The following is a 16,313-nucleotide window of genomic DNA, read 5'->3' as shown; positions in this document are numbered from 1 at the left end:
AGTAAAATAGTTGAAAAGTGCATTTTTAAGTACGCGTTAGACGTTGAACTTGATATGCTTAGGCCATCAATACACATTCGGCTGCTCAGAAATCAGAGCGATTAGCAACAATTAATACGTATATATTGGTAATTAAAAGTACAAACTAAGGGTGAATAATGACAGAGAAAAAGCAGGGAAAAAGAAGTACCGAAACTGCTGAACAAACAAAATGTCAAATCTTAATGGTTGCGGCAACGATGTTTGGCGAGCTAGGTTACGAGCGTGTATCACTGCGTAATATCAGTGAGAAAGCAGGCGTTTCCCACAGTCTTATTCGTCATCATTTTGGTAGTAAGGATATGATTTGGAAGGCGATTTGTGATTCCTGCGATAAACATATGCAAAGCTACTTAGATGCGATTATCGAATCACTACCAACCGATAAAACACCCAGCTATCGTATTTACCTATTCATTGTTAAGTTGTCTGCATTTACCTTAATGAACCCACAGCCAATTAAAATGATCGCCGATGCCATTCGCCAAGACGACAACGCATTACTGGAGTACTTCTTAAAAACCAAGTGTGAGTTTGAAGCAATATTTAAAGATCTTTTTGAAGAGTACAATCAAGCTAACCCTGATGGAAAACTCGATATTTGGGAAACCAAATGGCAAATGCTGATTTTTGCTCATGGCGCATCAAGCTTAACCCCAATGATGTCTGAAGCTTGGCCACAATTTGCAGATAACCATGAAAAACTGTTATTACAACACTGGAATTTATTTAATCAAATCATGGTTGCTAAGTTTGCAGTCGCAAAAGAAGATATGCTTTGCCCTGCTAAATTATCAGATCTTCTGATTGATATTGAATGCCCACTAAAGCATAAGATTGAGGTTTAATTATGCTGGAAAAGAAAACGCAGAAAAGATAATAAAAAGGATCTTTTTTATTATCTTAATTCAGAAAAAACATCAATTTTAGTCGTACTGTAGATCTCAATCTACACATTAGGGGCAATAACCAAAACGGCAATAATAGCGGCAATCAGTGTACGAGGAATAACAACATCTTTATCAATTTTCATCAAATAACTCCAGTTTACCTATCATTCAAATAAATCTAATTTTTCCTTAAAGAGTAATTAGACTTTAATCAGGTAATACTATGATGCTTAATACCGAGAAACTATCGGTCACTGACTATTTGATACATAGTTTATATCTATGCATTTATTGATGCAGTTCACTTAGCCTAGCTTTAATCTGCTGACGTACATATTGATGCGTTTTATTGCTTATATTTCGGCGATGATAAATAAGTTTAATTTCATACGCTTGAAGTGGAAAAGGCGACGCCAATACCTTTAGACCTAGCTCTTTGGCTAAACCAAACATACTTTCAGCCACAATGCAGATCGCATCCGTGTGTCTAACACTTAGCAATAGATTAGATGGCCCACTCACTTCACGAACAATGTTACGCTCAAATATCTCATCAGGGCGGGTTTCAAATGCCCCCATGTTCTCATTTTTCAATTTAAGCATGACATGTTCAGCTTGGTTAAATTGCTCCAAACTTAATGAATTTCCCGTAATGCTTGGGTGATCGCATCGACACGCAAAGGCAATATCCAATTTACCTAAGCTCTCACTCACAAAGGTATAATCCGTCACGGTAATATCATCAATTAAGATATCGATTTCACCCGAGCGAATTTTATCTAGCATTTGGTATTCAACCGCAGGGCTTTCTGTCAGCAAAGCATCGTCCATATCAGGCAGAGATTGCAATACGATTTCTGGTGCGCTGATTATCAAACGACGTGGCGATTCTAACGCCACCACCAATTGCTCCATTATCGGGCGCACTTGATAAGCCAGTGAATGAGCCGCATCGGTTGGCTCCAGAGATCGCCCTACTTTTAAAAATAGCGCCTGTCCGTAACTGTCTTCAAATTTTTTAATCGCACTGCTCATTGAAGGCTGGGTAATATGCAAATGATCAGCGGCTTTTGTCACGCTACCAAAATCATACACCGCTAGAAAATGTTTGATAAAATTTAAATTCATTTCGCTTCCTACTCGATATCCCGATTTTATCGACATCAGCACTCTATTCACATCAATATTTTTAGTAAAAAAATGAACCATTTATAACAAAATGTGTATTTTATATAGAAATATATTAGCAAATAAGTCGCAATCATCAAATCACTTACATCTGTAACATTATGAGCACCAATGTTACATTCTTTTTATTTTATGATATCTAATTATTATGTACATTTATTTTGATAATGTTATCACGATTGGATATCTATATTTATGAAAGCAAAATTACTGGTTACTTCACTTGTTTTTATGAGCACGACTGCCGCAGCCTTTGCGGATACAAATAAAGCAGTTAATGATCATATCATTACTGAACAGAACGCGGCTCTAGCAAAGAATACTGATGGTAAAGGATTTGGTCCTCAATCCCCTAGAGATATCGATAACTTAACTGGCAATAATCAACGTCTATTTGGATTAGCGCCAGAATATACTCAAATGAATTTATGTAACATTCATTTCCATAAAAATGCAGAGCATAAAGGTGGCGAGTTTACCACCTACGTTGGCAATGGCGATGGAAAAGGCAGCAATACTGGCTATGCGTATAACGGCAAGTTAAGTAAAGCAGAACTAAAACCATTTAATCACAAAAATGGCTCTCTACAGTCTGGCGATACCATTGAAGTGCATTATGTTCATACCACGGCTAACGTTAAGCCTGGCCCAACACTTGGTGCATGTTTATCTGACTCAATTGGCAATCCACAATTACGTGTAGAAACACAAGTGTATGTTTTAGTTAATGATAGTTCAGCTCAGGATTTTGAGTATTTAACTGAATACGCTAAAAAATCAGGCTATTACCAAGCCGTGAACATTCCAGCTAATACAGGAAAACCAATTCAATACGCAGGTTCAACAACAGGGCCTAGCTATAATGAGCAAGGCTCTCCTCTGCAAGTTACTTGGAGCGTTAGACCGCAAGTGACTAAAGTTAATATTAGCTCTGTCGCTGAATGGTTAACAGAAAATGACTTTAAAGAAGATCACGCCCATGGTGTAAGAAACCTAGTGACGAATCCAGATCTACTTTCTTCCGGGCACTAACTGTCATCCTATCTATTTAAAGGTCGCTACTTGCGGCCTTTTTTATGATCTTAATTTAATCATCTTAAAGATACTCAAGATAGCGCTATTTTACCTATTCCACCCAACGTTCTTATCTAATTAAATCGACGTCGAAACTCACTCGGTGTCATCATTTTTAGCTCTTTAAACTGGCGATTAAAATTAGAAATATTTTTAAATCCCGTTTTTTCTGCCACTAATGCGATAGGAAAGTTAGTACTCGCTAACAGCTCACACGCTTTACCAATACGGTATTGCTTTAGATGATCAGAAAAACTCATTCCATAATGCTTCTCAAACATTCGATAAGCCGAGCTTTCACTCATATGAAGTCGCTTACATAAATCAGAGATCTTAATTGCATCACCATAATACGTTTCTATATAACGAGTTGCTCGCTCAATTCGATGGTTTAATTCAGAATCATCCGAAAGCGGCTTAATTCGATAAGGTGTGGTTGATAGCTTTTTTGCCTTCGTATCATCAGCAAGACTGACTAATATCTCAATCACTTTTATCGCCTGTAAATGACGATCTAACGTATTGGCGTGTTTTAATAATTCTGACATCTTATGTGCGGTTTCTGGGCTAAACGATAAGCCATAAGCAGAATTATCTAATAACCGCTTTAAGTTTCTCGCTTCAGGGATCAGTGCCATTAAGCGCTCAACCCAATGATGAGCAAACCAAACAATTAAAGTCTGATGCTTTGACTGCTCTAATTTTACGCTTCGTCCTGCCACCATATGAGGTAAACCCGGCCCATAAAGAAGCAGAGAATTATGATGGATATCACCAATCGCATCCCCTGCAAAATAACTGCCTTGAAATGCCTCATCAGGGTCTAGATACAACACCAATTCATATTCAGAATGATAATGCCAAGAGCACGCAAACTCATTGTCTTCTACACGACAATGAAATTCTCTTACTATCCAATCAAAACTAGGTACATTTTGCACGTGTTCTTTAAATGGTTTCATGTTTGGCCTTAACGGTTAATACCACTCTAAATAAGTCACTCTCAGGCTAATCGTGTAAGCGTCACCTGTCAAAGAAAGAGAGCAAAATGACTGAATAGTATTAGAGGTAGCTCGAATAACATCACTCACCTTCCCTATCATTGAGTAGACTACGCCTAAATAAAACGGTTCAACCACTTTCTCTTTCGTACACTGGAGCTTCACTATGCCGCAAAACAAGAAGACATTTTTGTTTATTTTTATCGCCTTTATTACCGGACTTTGTAGTGCATTTTTTTACCCACTATCAAGCTTGTTTATTGTAGAGGAGTTGGGCGCATCACCAATGATGTTAAGTCTGTATATGACGCTTGCTGTCAGCAGCTCTGTGATCGTATCTCAGTTTATTGCCAAACGCTCAGACACGCATTGGAACCGTAAAACCATTCTGATTGTCTCTTTAGCAAGTTACTTAATTTTGGTCGCCAGTTTTACCGTTATTCGTGATTATTGGTTAGCGATTACCATGGCCGTGGTCTTTGGTAGCATCAGTGGCGCTTCTTTTGGTCAACTGTTTGCTCTAGGTCGAGAATATGGTGACAGACACGTCGCCAACAGCACCAGTTTTTTAGCCAAAATGCGTGCAGGCCTTGCCATTGCGTGGGTATTTGGTCCACCTGCGGCGTTCATGCTGAAAGCACAATTTGGCTTTAGTGCAGCGTTTGCGGTCTCTGCGATTACGGTCGCTATCGCAATACTCATCATCGCTAAGTTGATCCCTGATAATGTGGTGACAAAAGAAGAACGAACAGCAACCGTTGTTGAGCATAAACCCTTAGGTCGTATGGTAATTCTCTATTGCTTCATTATTGTGTGTGCGTTTTCTGCCAATAATTTATACATCACCAGTATGCCTTTGTATCTTTCACAAGAGCTGCAAGTTGATGTGAGTTGGTTAGGCTTAATGTTTGGTATGGCAGCAGCTTGCGAGATCCCTGTGATGCTTGGGGCAGGTAAAATGGCTGAAAAACTAGGCACAACCAGAGTGATGACACTTGGTGTGATATCTGGTGCCATGTTCTTTCTTGTTATGCTTTCAGCCACCAGTTTTACAGGCATGCTGATTGCTCAAATACTTAATGGATTCTTCATTGGTGTATGTGCCACGCTTGGCATGGTCGCACTGCAAGACATGATGAAAGACCGATTAGGCACGGCCTCTACCCTGTTCTCAAACATGTTGAACATCAGTGTCTTGGTATCAAGCGTGATGGTGGGTATTGTGGGTGAGTTATACAACTACTACAGCGCACTGTATTTATGCTTTGTTGGTGCGATTATAGCTGCTGTGTTGCTGATTGTGTTTGAAATGCTAGAGAAGAAACAGAAGGTGATGATTGAAGGCCAATGTGCGGTGGCTGGAGAGGTTTAGGGTTAATACGATTTAAGACGTTGGGGTAATAGCTAATTTGCTATTGCTTCGATACGTGTTTGAAACGCTAGAAATCACTATAAAGATTTATTTGGACAACCAGCCTGTTGTTCAATTGCGAAACAACCTGTTCCGTGAATTATGTATGCCCAAAACGCGCGTTACAGTAAAGGGAGCGACCTTCAACTTAGCATTTTTGCCTTACGATAATTTATGGTTTCACAACAAAAAACTGATACCGTGCATTCATTTTATTGTGGATATAAACATCTGAATTTGCTATAAATGTGCTGGGGCTACCGCCTACTACCAACAACGAATGCAACAGTTACAGCTTGTAAATGGTTTGCAAGAGTTGTCAGTGACTATCACTGTCGCAGATATGCGAGGTGGCTAACATGAAAACTAAAGTGGTCAACGTTAGAAAATATCAACGCTATCGCCTAGGAAAATGGGAAGATGTATGTCAACATCTCCGCTCACTCCCTAGACGATAAGTGTCATCGGTAGCCCCATCCAACTTCAATTAAGCAGGTTCTGCCTCTGCGACAACCTCAGCACTGCTTTCAATCCCCATCATGCTGTTGTAGTGTTCTTCGAAACCAGTTTCTACAAATATCTGTTTGAATTTTTCAATGTATCTTTCAGCATTGATCCTTTCAAAATCAACTAGGTTAATCGAATCAGAATGGGACTCCCTATTTATGTACCTAAATAGAGGTTTAAAATCTGACTCTGTTTGCCCTAATTGCTCCAATGTTTGCTTTAATGACTCTTTCTTATGAACAAAATTGAAGTAGTGCTCCAGTATATTTCTCATCGCGTTGGGTAACATGTGTGCGTAGCTTGGATTAGAAGTGCTGTCTTTGACGACTTGCCAATACATCTGGTAATCATTTTGAAGTTCATCCCTCTTTAAATCATGAACGAGGCTAAACTGCGATTTGGCAACTCTAAACAGTTTATATCCAGCAGGACATTTGTTAGATGCGTTCTTGAGCATCAGTAATTCGTGGAAAAAGAATAGGTTATGTGTCAAAAGGAAAACTTGTTTGAAGTTTTCGCTAAAGACTTTGTGATGTATCAGGGCTGCAACGTCATAGACATAGTTGTGTGACAAGCTAGAAATAGGATCATCAATTACAACGATTCGGTTGTTCAGCAAAACAGGAGAGGATTCGTTTGTTGAACCTGAAGCACACTCTAAAAAGTAAAGGAAGCTAATGAGTGTTTTTTCTCCTTCACTAAGGGTGTTATATACATCAACACTTTCACCTGTAGGACGGGCAATTTTGTAACGTTGCTGATCGTCTGCTACTTTAACAATTTTAAAACTATGTATACCTAGCTCAGCAAGTTGTTCATTGATATTGTTTATCGATGAATCAATGTTAGTTATTTTTTTCTGATTTTCAGTAATGATATTTGTTTGAGTAATCTTTTGGCTACGAAACAACTCGATTTCATCGGATATTTGTTTTACTTCATCTTGAAGGTCGTTAACCTTTTCATCTGAAGCTGCGATAAGGGCACTAAACTGCCCATTCAAGATTATCCAAAACTCCGAAGCTATTCGATCCAAATGGCTTTTCTTGTTTCTGATCCTATCGTTGAATAGATCTATATCTCTTTGTATATCGGCTATCGCAATATTAACATCTGCCACTAGAGCACTCGTATCGGTAAGCATAACTACCGTACTTGGGTTTCTGATTTTAAGGTCAATTTGAGACAAGTTGGCTGATAACTTTTCAAGCAGTAGCTCTCTTTTATCTACGAAGCCATATGTAATTACATCGTCTTCAAAGGTGTATACTGGAGCCAATAATTTGCTCTCAATATCCTCAACTAAAGCTCTGTAGCTGCTAGATAACCCTTCTATCTGGCTGACTTTGTTGGAGTATGTCTCGTCAAATAGTTGATTGATCGCTTCAGTAATCGATGAGCTTAACTCTTGTTGGCAGAAAGGACACGGATTATCGGGTTTCATGTATTCCAGACCTGATTTTACCCAGTCAGAATTGCCCAGCTGTTCGACTACACCGGATAGATATGAGTCCTTAGATCCCACAATAACTTGAGTCAAAATCGGATTATTTTCAAAGCTACTGACTTCAAGGTTAATCTTGGGTACGCTTGGGCGTAGACTACCGTCTTGTCCAGATAGCTCACGAGCCTCTTTTTGCAGTGATTCAATTGTAGATGTGACACTTCCACTACTTGATCTGACCTTGTTCAGAAAACCAACTTTGTTTCTCCGTAAACCATCTAAACAAAAATCTAATGCACCATTTTCATATATGCTTTTTGCTTTCCAGACTGATTCCTTTAGTGAAGTCTCTTCATTCTCTATGTCACTTTTTTTGCGATTTTTCTTTGTTTCGGAAACCTCGATGTTTTGACTTAGGTGAGCGATATTCCCTGTTGCTTCTTCAATTGCTTCTTCGGCTTCTTTGTTTTCTTCGCTCAAAGTGAAAACACCCTGAAAGTCTGGAATTTCATAGAAGTTACTACGTATAAACTCTTGATTGTAAACTAAGATATCTTCATCCAACTCACTGGGCTGAATGGAACAGTTTCGGTATTCTGGTAGCTCAGGAGAATGTAAAAATTTACCTATTGTAGACTTGCCAGAGCCATTTAAACCATAAAACAGGTTAATCTTCTTGCTGTCAGTTCGAATAACCACTGGCGAAGTTGGTGAGTAACTAGCTACACCTTTTAATGTTATGGTGTTAATCATTTTTTAGCTCTTTTATAATTTAATGCATAGTTGCAACCAGTTACATTATTATGCTTCTCACCTAGAAAAGCAGTGACATAGATCAGTTCCTATGATTTTGGGTATTTACGCAAGGATTCTCGCAATACTTAATCCATTACTTACTAATTCAGTAAATCGTGTAGCTCACAATTATCCAAAAACAAGTAACATATACTACTTTTATTGAGCTAACTCGATCATCAACTAGACTAGAGTGAACCAATATAAACAAATGCTCTAGCTTGCTTACGCTAACACATTCGTATCAGCCAATAAGCGCTTCCTAACTCCACTAAACTAAAAATGCCAGTCAACTTAACTGACTGGCATTTCATTACCCACAATAGAGCGGTTTTATCATTACATGTTATTTGCTTGGCATTGGTAGAATTTCAAACATGCCATCAAACTTATATGGATTTTATTGGGTTCTGAGCAGAGACGTATTGGATGGCAGTAGGATATCAAATTTAATTATTACATAATGTGAAACAAGTAATGATATTTGCTCTAAGCTATTAGCATCATCAGAACTTTATTGCTGAATACCGATGGTTGACGCACTTTGTTTGCGCTGTTTGCAAAAAAGATGCGCTGAAAATAACTGGCACGAAGTGCGAACGCCGTTACTCACTACTGTTCCAGCAGCTTAGAAAATCCGTCCTAAATAGATTTATTTTAAATCTATCTCATATACAAAAATACCGTCTCAATAGACGGTATTTAATAGTAAGCTTTTTTATGATATCCCAAACTATTATAACGACCAAGTATAACAAAGGCCGTTATAATATTCAGTTCATATAAAATAATAAACAATGTATGCAATTTCTTATCCCTAAAAATCATAAAACATCATTGTTATTATTTTACTTTTTGAATTTCACAAATCATCGTTGGAATATAGACAGATTTTCCATCAGGTAATGAACAATCAACTAATGGTCCAGTAGCAGTTGAACCACTTGCCTGTAAATGTGATGATGCTAATAAGATGATAGATGCTAAAAGTGTTTTTTTCATAATTAAATTCCTTAAGTTAAGAGACGTCATTATATCTATTACCAACAACACAACAATATACAAGATTAGTAAAACATTATTACAAAAACAAACACAATTACACCATTTGCCAATCAAAAGAGCTTAACTCACTCTATTTGTTAACCTTTTATGCGTATTAAATCTAATATTTATCACCTAAATGATGACTTTTTAATTGTGATTCTTTTTGGATAATAGTGTCACAGTAAAATATCGCTATCTTTGGATTAATGATCTAGAGTCTCACCAACTTATCTTTTGATCCCGCCGAAAATTAGTTTCGGGGTAATAACCTAATTAAGATAGTATTTTGCCCCAAAATACGCATAATCTTGCTATACAACACTCAAAGAGAAATTACCTATGACTAATTTTCAATATTACTTTCACAAACTGCCTTGTTTTGACTGTAAAAAAACCAAAGTAAACACTGATCTTGGTTGGTTAACAGCAACAATGAAAGATGATGTTCAAGCACAATTGACGGCAATTATCGAACAAGGCAACGTTGAAGCTGATCTTTCAGTAAACGTGACTTGTACTAAAGCTGAAGCTCGTGATTACTTATTGCTGAATTTCTACGGTTACTCAGATGAAGAGCTAGAAGGCCAAATTGAAGCAGACGATGAGAAAGAAGTTGCAGATGAAATCGCTGAGTTGCTAAAAGACGGTAGCGAAGTAGCGGTATTTGAGCACGAAATCGCTCTACAATGCTGTACTGATTGCGACGTTGAATAAGCGTTAATAACGCTCAATATACAGATTCTAGGCATTAGCAGAGTTAAATTTGCTAATGCCTTTTTTGTGTCTTGCGTGTTTAATAACACGCACAAAAATAACGTGATTGCCTTTTTAAAGCACGTTACTTAGAAATTGAGACTGACTGCTTACCAAATACGTTAATGAGCGCGCCTGTCACAATCAAACCACCACCGATATATGTCCACATTGATGGTATTTCATTAAATACCCAAACACCTAATAACGCAGAAAAGACAATCTGAACATAAGAATACGCAGATGCTTTACCCGCCGCTTGGGTCTGCATGGCTTTGGTCAATCCATATTGTCCAATTTGCGTGAAGATGCCGATTAAAATAAGGATCATGGTAAGGAACAGACTTGGCCATACAAAGTCATTCCAAATCAGTACGCTTGAGATAGGTAATGCCACTAATGGGAAATAAAATATGATCACTGAGCTGTCTTCTGTTTGGCTGAGTTTTCTCACAATCACATAAGCTATCGAACTTCCCAAAGCACCACATAACGCAATAATAATGCTTAATATCGGTAATTCACTCGTACTGCCACTGTTCATGCTTGGTTGAACCATAACAAACAAGCCGAAAAGACAAAACGCAATACATATCATGGTTGATTTTTGAATGTGTTCTTTAAGAAACAGGACGCCGAGCAATGCGGTAAAGATAGGATGGACGTATTGCAAGATCGTAGCTTCAGCCAAAGGTAGAGTCGTCACTGCATAGTAAACACACATAAGTGCGGCTGTGCCTACTGCCCCACGAGCAAGAAGTAATGCCTTATTATTTCCCCATATCGAAATGCCTTTTCGTTTCACATCTGCATAGCTAATGATCAAAGAAACCAACGCCCTTGCTGCCACAATTTCAAAGACTGGAATGCCGTAATTGCTCACATATTTTACACACGCCGACATGAGCGCAAATCCAAGCGCAGATAGAAACATAAATCTAACCCCTGTCGGGATCATTGAGAAAGAGAAAGTAGGCATAACAACATCAACCAAGTTTAGAAGGTAATGAATGATAACGTAGTTTACTTGTTACACCCAAAGTTCTTACATTAATTACATCGACATTCAGGCTATATTCCAAATATCAGTTCTTCCCACAATAGATCATTACACTTTGTTATTAAAATAATAACAAATTTCATGTAACGTTATAGTAACAACTATTAGCTATATTAGGGGAAGGTACGACATCGCTTCCATTGATTAGATAATAATAACCCTAGCATAAGAAAAATAGAATTTATCATCATTTTCTTCTTTATCGAGAAATACGCTAAAAATTAGGTTTTTGATAATGACTTAAAAATAAGTCTGCGGTGCGTTGAGCTAATTGCAATTTTTCATTCTCAGTTAATAACGGCTTAATACCTATCGCTTGGCACCAATAGGCTGGGTTGCAAATAAGACTTTGTAACTGACATTCAGCATGGTATTTGTTTTCGATAAACAATTGCTTACTATCAATCATCTTTTGCAACCATCGCAACAATAAGGTTTCTTTTTTTAACATGTTTTGTAAGCTTTCTTTTCCCTTATCACTACCTGTTCGATATAAAAAATACCCTATGCCTACTTTCGATAAATTCAAATATTCTTCACTCGTGATTAGATTAATTTCGCTCAATAATAAATGCTCTAATTGCGTTTTAATATCACCATTATTTGATATGTTTTTTTCAGCATGATCCCTGCTTTCTCGCCATAAATTATTTAATAATTCAATAACTAACTCTTCTTTTGATGAAAAATAATTATACACGGTACTTTTTGAGACGTTTGCAAGTGCCGCTAATTTATCCATACTTGTTTTATCAACGCCATTCCTACGAAATGCATCTTTTGCAGCGAGTAAAATTACGTCTTTTTTCGAGATTTTTTTTGTCGCTTTCATTATGTGACCTGGCCTCAAATATACAAACAATCATTACATTCTACACCAATTTAGTTTCCTTATTCATAAAAAAGCAGGTATGCTCCGCTCGCTAAAAATCGAACTAACCAGTACAGTTTTAAGTAATTATATTTAATTTGGAATAAACATAAACCATGATAAAAAAAATTGTTGCTCTATTCTTTGTTATTATTAGCGTTTTGCTTGCTTTAACTTTAGTGATTTCTAAACCCTTTTTGGATGATTTTAAAAAAGATAATATGGATCACGCTAATACATTAGCATTAAAAGTTATCACTGCCGATTACAACTCTGTCACAGAGGGGTTAATTAATGGTTTAAAATCATTATCTTACTCTGTGTACACCGACCCAAACAAAGGATTTGATGAGGATCACATTCTACGTGATTTAAAAAATATTGTTGCTACCAATTCTGCTTATAAAGACATCATCATCACCACTCTTGATGGTCGTGTATTTGCAGCATCAAGCAATGGATGGAATAACGGATTCAATGCTCTCACAAGTCAAAGAGAATGGTTTACTGCCATCATTGATGACAAAAAAAGTGCTCATATTGCTCAACCTTATAAATCCCATACAGGGGTATATGATATCACCGTTAGTGCGCCTATTTTATTAAATGACAAAGTCGTTGGTGTTTTAGCTATTGTTGCAGACCTAAATGAATTAATGCCACAAAATGGGGTTGAATTTGCTATTACCACGCAAGATGGTTATGTGGTTGCTATTGATGAAAGCTCACAAGATTGGTTAGGCAAAAACCTATTTGAAGTAAGACCAACCTATAAAGACATCAGAACTGAGCCAACTTTAATCGTTTCACCATCAGGCAGTACATACAGTTTATTTAAAATACCATTAAATCATGGCTTAATCGGTTACATTTTTACTAACCAAAATAAAACCGTTGATAACGCTGATATGATCAAAAGCGCATTAATAACCGTGTTAATCGTAATTGGTACAGTTTTAACTGCTGCTCAATTTATCGTCGTTCGTCGTGAGTTATCACAAATTGACACTGTGGTAGATAGTATTAAAGAAATGGCAGATGGTCGCTTTCAAGCGATCAATATTCCAAAAACTGGCAATGAAATTGATTTAATTTCAACATCATTACACCAATTACAACAACGTATTTGGAACGTAATATCCTCAACAACGGACATTATGTCTCAATTGTCTGCACACCAACAAAGTATTACATCAAGCACAGAAAGTAATATTAAAAGCTCTGAATCTGAGCTGAATCAGATTGATTTAGTTTCTATTGAGATCAATGACATGGCGACAACCGCTAATGAAATTGCAACCAATGCTCAATCAGCAGAAGAGAATACAAGTGCGACATTAATGCTTTCATCAAGCAGTCTAGCAACGCTACAACAATCATCAACGATTGTGGATCAAGTGACGGGGTCAGTACAAGAATCGGCATCTATCTTTGGAGAGTTGAAAACATTATCTGACAACATCAGTTCGGTTGTAGATGTGATTGGTAATATTTCAGATCAAACCAACCTACTGGCATTAAATGCGGCAATTGAAGCAGCACGAGCTGGTGAACAAGGACGAGGCTTCTCTGTGGTTGCAGATGAAGTTCGAGCACTTGCGGTAAAAACTCAAGATTCAACAGCAGATATCCAACGCATCATTGTGACGCTTCAAGCTGGTGTAACAAAAGCAACGAATGCGATGGGTACCAACTTACAATTGACTGATAAATTATCGGTTATTTCACAAGATATTGAACAAGCTTTCACCGATATTTCTGAAAAAGTTTCTTTACTTTCTGATATCAATTCCTTTGTTGCAACGTCATCAGAAACACAATTTGTTGTGAACCAAAGAGTGACTCAAAATATTGATGAAATCAAACAAATGGTAAGTGATAATGTGGCTGGCGTACAGAATACCATTGATGCTAACCGTGAAATGGCTTTATTAGTTAATAAGTTAAATGAAGAAATTCGCTTCTTTAAAATATAAATAAAATACCTATACCGCTCCGATAATTATTCGTGAGCGGTACTTTATCTGCCATGCAATTTTATGATAACTATGTTTGAAAAAAGGACGATATTCGCCCTTTTTAAATTATAAATATCACACTCATTTTATCGTCAACAGTATTAACTCTGTGATTCAGGCTTCATTGTTACTTCTATTTTTTCTTCTGCTTCTAACGCCTCTCCACGAGCAATTAATCTTTGAATCACTTTAGATAAGCCTAACGTCAGTATCGCCATGAACGCCGCCACTTGCGCTAGCATATAGAAATAACTGGTATATACCGTCTCCACCACTTCTGGTGTGAATACGATGTCTTTAGGCAAAGCAATTTTGGTGGCGATTACCGCAGCTAAAATCCCGCTTAGTGAAATAGCGACAGCACGTAAGCCAATAGAGAATGCGGCTAAGTAACGAGGCACCATTTCAAAAATAAACCCCGCCCCTAAAGCTCCTACGATAAGCTCTGCACCTGATTGGAAAAAGTGAACAGATAGGATCCAGTTTGCTGAAATTTTACCGTCTGCGTCCATTGAGCCTGCAGATAGCCCCAATAAAGTAAAAGCAATAGTGGTAAGCATAAATGCCCCTGCAATTTTCGTTGGGATCGTTGGTGAATACCCTTTACGATCTAACCATGAATACAGTTGGATCATTGGGCCACCAAGAACAAAACACCATAGCGGGTTAAACGCCATATTTGATTCTGGGTGAATAGGTATAAAACCAAGTAAAGTATCGTCCATTAAATTGATGGCATACATGTTCATAGAGGTAAACATTTGACCATAAAAGAAATAGAACACGATAAGGATACAAACGGTGATCAGCACTGCCACCATCTTATATTGAAATGCACGTGTTGCTTTTGTGATTTCATAAATAAAATAACCAATAGCCCCAAAGCCTAATGCATAAAGAATATATTTACCCGCATCAAGGTTTGAAAATATCCAAAATATTAAGCCAAGCATTGCGGCTGAACCAGCAAAAAATAGAGCCCATGTTTTTATAGATAATGGCGCTTTATCTAAATCATTACCCACGCTCGCAAGCTCTTTTCGGTACTTATAAAACATAAGTAAGTTAAGCCCCATTAAGATAGCAGAGACGAAAAAGACACCTTGGTATGCGAGATAAGTAATTAAAAAAGGAAAAAGGTATTTAGCAGAAAAAGAGCCAAGATTGTTAATCGAGTAATTCACCGTTAAACCTTGCTGGAAAGACTCTCGGTTAGTCTCAGAATATGAATTACCAAATAGCACGGTTGGACAGGTCGCAGATAAACCACGAGCAAAACCAATTAATGCGATAGATAAAATACTCATTGGAATGTTAAGTTGACTTGCTCCAATACCGAGTAATAAAAAACCAACTAAGTAGGTTGCATAACCAATATAAACGGCACGAAACGCGCCAATAAATTTATCTGCTAAAAAGCCACCAACGGCCGAGAATACCGGCCCAACCGCACCAAACGCCCCCATCATCATGATGGTATCGGATTCACTGTAATTAAGATCATTAAGGAAGAACTTAGTTAAAAGAACAAAGGCACCATAGAAAGCGGCACCCCACAAGAATTGTCTAAGAATAAGAATTTTAGCTATCGTGGGAAATCGTGCATTACTGTCTTGCATACTGCTACTCCAGAATCATAACGACATCGTTAATACCTACTTTTTGTAGGTGTATTTTTGCCTTTATATCATCTGTTTACTTCACCATTTGATACGTAAGTCCCAAACTTAAGCGTCAATTAATTCTCTTTTATAGAATGAGACGCAACCCTTAATTTTATTTACTTTTAACTGGTAAATGTATTAATTATAGCGATATGAGTTAGCCGTTAATCACAGTAGTAGGCTTGAATCCCAAAATAAAATCCATATACAAGACTTTACACTTAGGCTGGTATTCCATAAAAAAAGACAATCACAAACTAATGATTGTCTTTAATGTTTATATCCATGCTAGCTTTACGCTGATTATGATTCAGCTTATTCGACAGGAACTAGCTCAATAAACTCTTGCGTAAGTGATTGTCGAAAGAAATCCGGCATTGAATCCATACTAAAAATAGCGGCATCTTCAAAAATGGTGGTAGAACCACTAAGTGTCCAATAAGAACTTCCTTTGATAGTATTCACTTTGACTTTAAAACGCGCTGGGGTGGTGGTAACCATTTTTCTATCCCTTAAATAACACACAAGAACATGCTACCACTTCCATTTTA

13 protein-coding genes are annotated in these 16,313 nt (G+C 37.4%); 5 read left to right on the top strand and 8 right to left on the bottom strand.

Going from position 1 to position 16,313, the window contains the following annotated elements; translation table 11 throughout:
- The first annotated feature begins 158 nt into the window (after positions 1-158).
- Complete coding sequence (locus PVK62_RS01730; RefSeq protein ID WP_274442770.1) at positions 159-887, top strand: TetR/AcrR family transcriptional regulator; 729 nt, start codon at positions 159-161, stop codon at positions 885-887.
- 330 nt (positions 888-1,217) lie between these two features.
- Here PVK62_RS01730 and PVK62_RS01725 read toward each other — a convergent pair whose 3' ends face one another.
- On the bottom strand, positions 1,218-2,057 hold the full coding sequence (locus PVK62_RS01725; RefSeq protein ID WP_274442771.1) for a LysR family transcriptional regulator: 840 nt from the start codon (positions 2,055-2,057) through the stop codon (positions 1,218-1,220).
- 255 nt (positions 2,058-2,312) lie between these two features.
- Between PVK62_RS01725 and PVK62_RS01720 the strand changes: the two genes are divergently transcribed.
- Positions 2,313-3,149, top strand: a complete 837-nt coding sequence (locus PVK62_RS01720; protein WP_274442772.1) for a delta-class carbonic anhydrase — start codon at positions 2,313-2,315, stop codon at positions 3,147-3,149.
- 116 nt (positions 3,150-3,265) lie between these two features.
- Here PVK62_RS01720 and PVK62_RS01715 read toward each other — a convergent pair whose 3' ends face one another.
- Positions 3,266-4,153 carry a helix-turn-helix transcriptional regulator gene (locus PVK62_RS01715; RefSeq protein ID WP_274442773.1) on the bottom strand — a complete coding sequence of 296 codons (888 nt, stop codon included), beginning with the start codon at positions 4,151-4,153 and terminating at the stop codon, positions 3,266-3,268.
- 205 nt (positions 4,154-4,358) lie between these two features.
- On the opposite strand from PVK62_RS01715, the gene PVK62_RS01710 reads away from it, so the two are divergent.
- Positions 4,359-5,564, top strand: a complete 1,206-nt coding sequence (locus tag PVK62_RS01710) for a sugar efflux transporter (protein WP_274442774.1) — start codon at positions 4,359-4,361, stop codon at positions 5,562-5,564.
- 526 nt (positions 5,565-6,090) lie between these two features.
- Here PVK62_RS01710 and PVK62_RS01705 read toward each other — a convergent pair.
- Both PVK62_RS01705 and PVK62_RS01700 read right to left on the bottom strand, forming a co-directional pair.
- Positions 6,091-8,307, bottom strand: a complete 2,217-nt coding sequence (locus tag PVK62_RS01705) for an AAA family ATPase (RefSeq protein ID WP_274442775.1) — start codon at positions 8,305-8,307, stop codon at positions 6,091-6,093.
- Positions 8,308-9,192: 885 nt separating this feature from the next.
- Complete coding sequence (locus PVK62_RS01700; RefSeq protein WP_274442776.1) at positions 9,193-9,351, bottom strand: hypothetical protein; 159 nt, start codon at positions 9,349-9,351, stop codon at positions 9,193-9,195.
- 384 nt (positions 9,352-9,735) lie between these two features.
- Between PVK62_RS01700 and PVK62_RS01695 the strand changes: the two genes are divergently transcribed.
- The gene (locus PVK62_RS01695) at positions 9,736-10,110 is read left to right on the top strand and encodes a hypothetical protein (RefSeq protein WP_274442777.1); all 375 of its coding nucleotides are present in this window, start codon (positions 9,736-9,738) and stop codon (positions 10,108-10,110) included.
- 124 nt (positions 10,111-10,234) lie between these two features.
- Here the strand turns inward: PVK62_RS01695 and PVK62_RS01690 are convergent, their stop codons facing one another.
- Together PVK62_RS01690 and PVK62_RS01685 are read right to left on the bottom strand one after the other, a co-directional pair.
- Positions 10,235-11,128 (bottom strand): DMT family transporter, encoded by an 894-nt coding sequence (locus PVK62_RS01690; protein WP_274442778.1) that lies wholly within the window; start codon positions 11,126-11,128, stop codon positions 10,235-10,237.
- A 295-nt stretch (positions 11,129-11,423) separates the two neighbouring features.
- A complete protein-coding gene (locus PVK62_RS01685; protein WP_274442779.1) occupies positions 11,424-12,041 on the bottom strand; it encodes a TetR/AcrR family transcriptional regulator in 618 nt (205 codons plus the stop codon).
- Positions 12,042-12,196: 155 nt separating this feature from the next.
- On the opposite strand from PVK62_RS01685, the gene PVK62_RS01680 reads away from it, so the two are divergent.
- Entirely contained in the window at positions 12,197-14,056 is a 1,860-nt protein-coding gene (locus tag PVK62_RS01680) for a methyl-accepting chemotaxis protein (RefSeq protein ID WP_274442780.1), read from the top strand.
- 143 nt (positions 14,057-14,199) lie between these two features.
- Here the strand turns inward: PVK62_RS01680 and PVK62_RS01675 are convergent, their stop codons facing one another.
- Both PVK62_RS01675 and PVK62_RS01670 read right to left on the bottom strand, forming a co-directional pair.
- Positions 14,200-15,717 carry a peptide MFS transporter gene (locus tag PVK62_RS01675; RefSeq protein ID WP_274442781.1) on the bottom strand — a complete coding sequence of 506 codons (1,518 nt, stop codon included), beginning with the start codon at positions 15,715-15,717 and terminating at the stop codon, positions 14,200-14,202.
- Between the two features lie 360 nt (positions 15,718-16,077).
- Positions 16,078-16,263 (bottom strand): hypothetical protein, encoded by a 186-nt coding sequence (locus tag PVK62_RS01670; RefSeq protein WP_274442782.1) that lies wholly within the window; start codon positions 16,261-16,263, stop codon positions 16,078-16,080.
- Positions 16,264-16,313: the final 50 nt, after the last annotated feature.

The organism is Aliivibrio sp. S3MY1 (genome assembly GCF_028765575.1).
GTDB lineage: Bacteria > Pseudomonadota > Gammaproteobacteria > Enterobacterales > Vibrionaceae > Aliivibrio.
Note: the sequence above shows the minus strand (reverse complement) of the source record. Positions and strands in the feature narration are given on the sequence as shown.

What these genes read in the sequence shown, in the direction of transcription:
- PVK62_RS01730 (WP_274442770.1), top strand. Translation starts at nt 159, where the DNA reads ATGACAGAGAAAAAGCAGGGAAAAAGAAGTACCGAAACTGCTGAACAA.
- PVK62_RS01725 (WP_274442771.1), bottom strand. Translation starts at nt 2,057, where the DNA reads ATGAATTTAAATTTTATCAAACATTTTCTAGCGGTGTATGATTTTGGT.
- PVK62_RS01720 (WP_274442772.1), top strand. Translation starts at nt 2,313, where the DNA reads ATGAAAGCAAAATTACTGGTTACTTCACTTGTTTTTATGAGCACGACT.
- PVK62_RS01715 (WP_274442773.1), bottom strand. Translation starts at nt 4,153, where the DNA reads ATGAAACCATTTAAAGAACACGTGCAAAATGTACCTAGTTTTGATTGG.
- PVK62_RS01710 (WP_274442774.1), top strand. Translation starts at nt 4,359, where the DNA reads ATGCCGCAAAACAAGAAGACATTTTTGTTTATTTTTATCGCCTTTATT.
- PVK62_RS01705 (WP_274442775.1), bottom strand. Translation starts at nt 8,307, where the DNA reads ATGATTAACACCATAACATTAAAAGGTGTAGCTAGTTACTCACCAACT.
- PVK62_RS01700 (WP_274442776.1), bottom strand. Translation starts at nt 9,351, where the DNA reads ATGAAAAAAACACTTTTAGCATCTATCATCTTATTAGCATCATCACAT.
- PVK62_RS01695 (WP_274442777.1), top strand. Translation starts at nt 9,736, where the DNA reads ATGACTAATTTTCAATATTACTTTCACAAACTGCCTTGTTTTGACTGT.
- PVK62_RS01690 (WP_274442778.1), bottom strand. Translation starts at nt 11,128, where the DNA reads ATGCCTACTTTCTCTTTCTCAATGATCCCGACAGGGGTTAGATTTATG.
- PVK62_RS01685 (WP_274442779.1), bottom strand. Translation starts at nt 12,041, where the DNA reads ATGAAAGCGACAAAAAAAATCTCGAAAAAAGACGTAATTTTACTCGCT.
- PVK62_RS01680 (WP_274442780.1), top strand. Translation starts at nt 12,197, where the DNA reads ATGATAAAAAAAATTGTTGCTCTATTCTTTGTTATTATTAGCGTTTTG.
- PVK62_RS01675 (WP_274442781.1), bottom strand. Translation starts at nt 15,717, where the DNA reads ATGCAAGACAGTAATGCACGATTTCCCACGATAGCTAAAATTCTTATT.
- PVK62_RS01670 (WP_274442782.1), bottom strand. Translation starts at nt 16,263, where the DNA reads ATGGTTACCACCACCCCAGCGCGTTTTAAAGTCAAAGTGAATACTATC.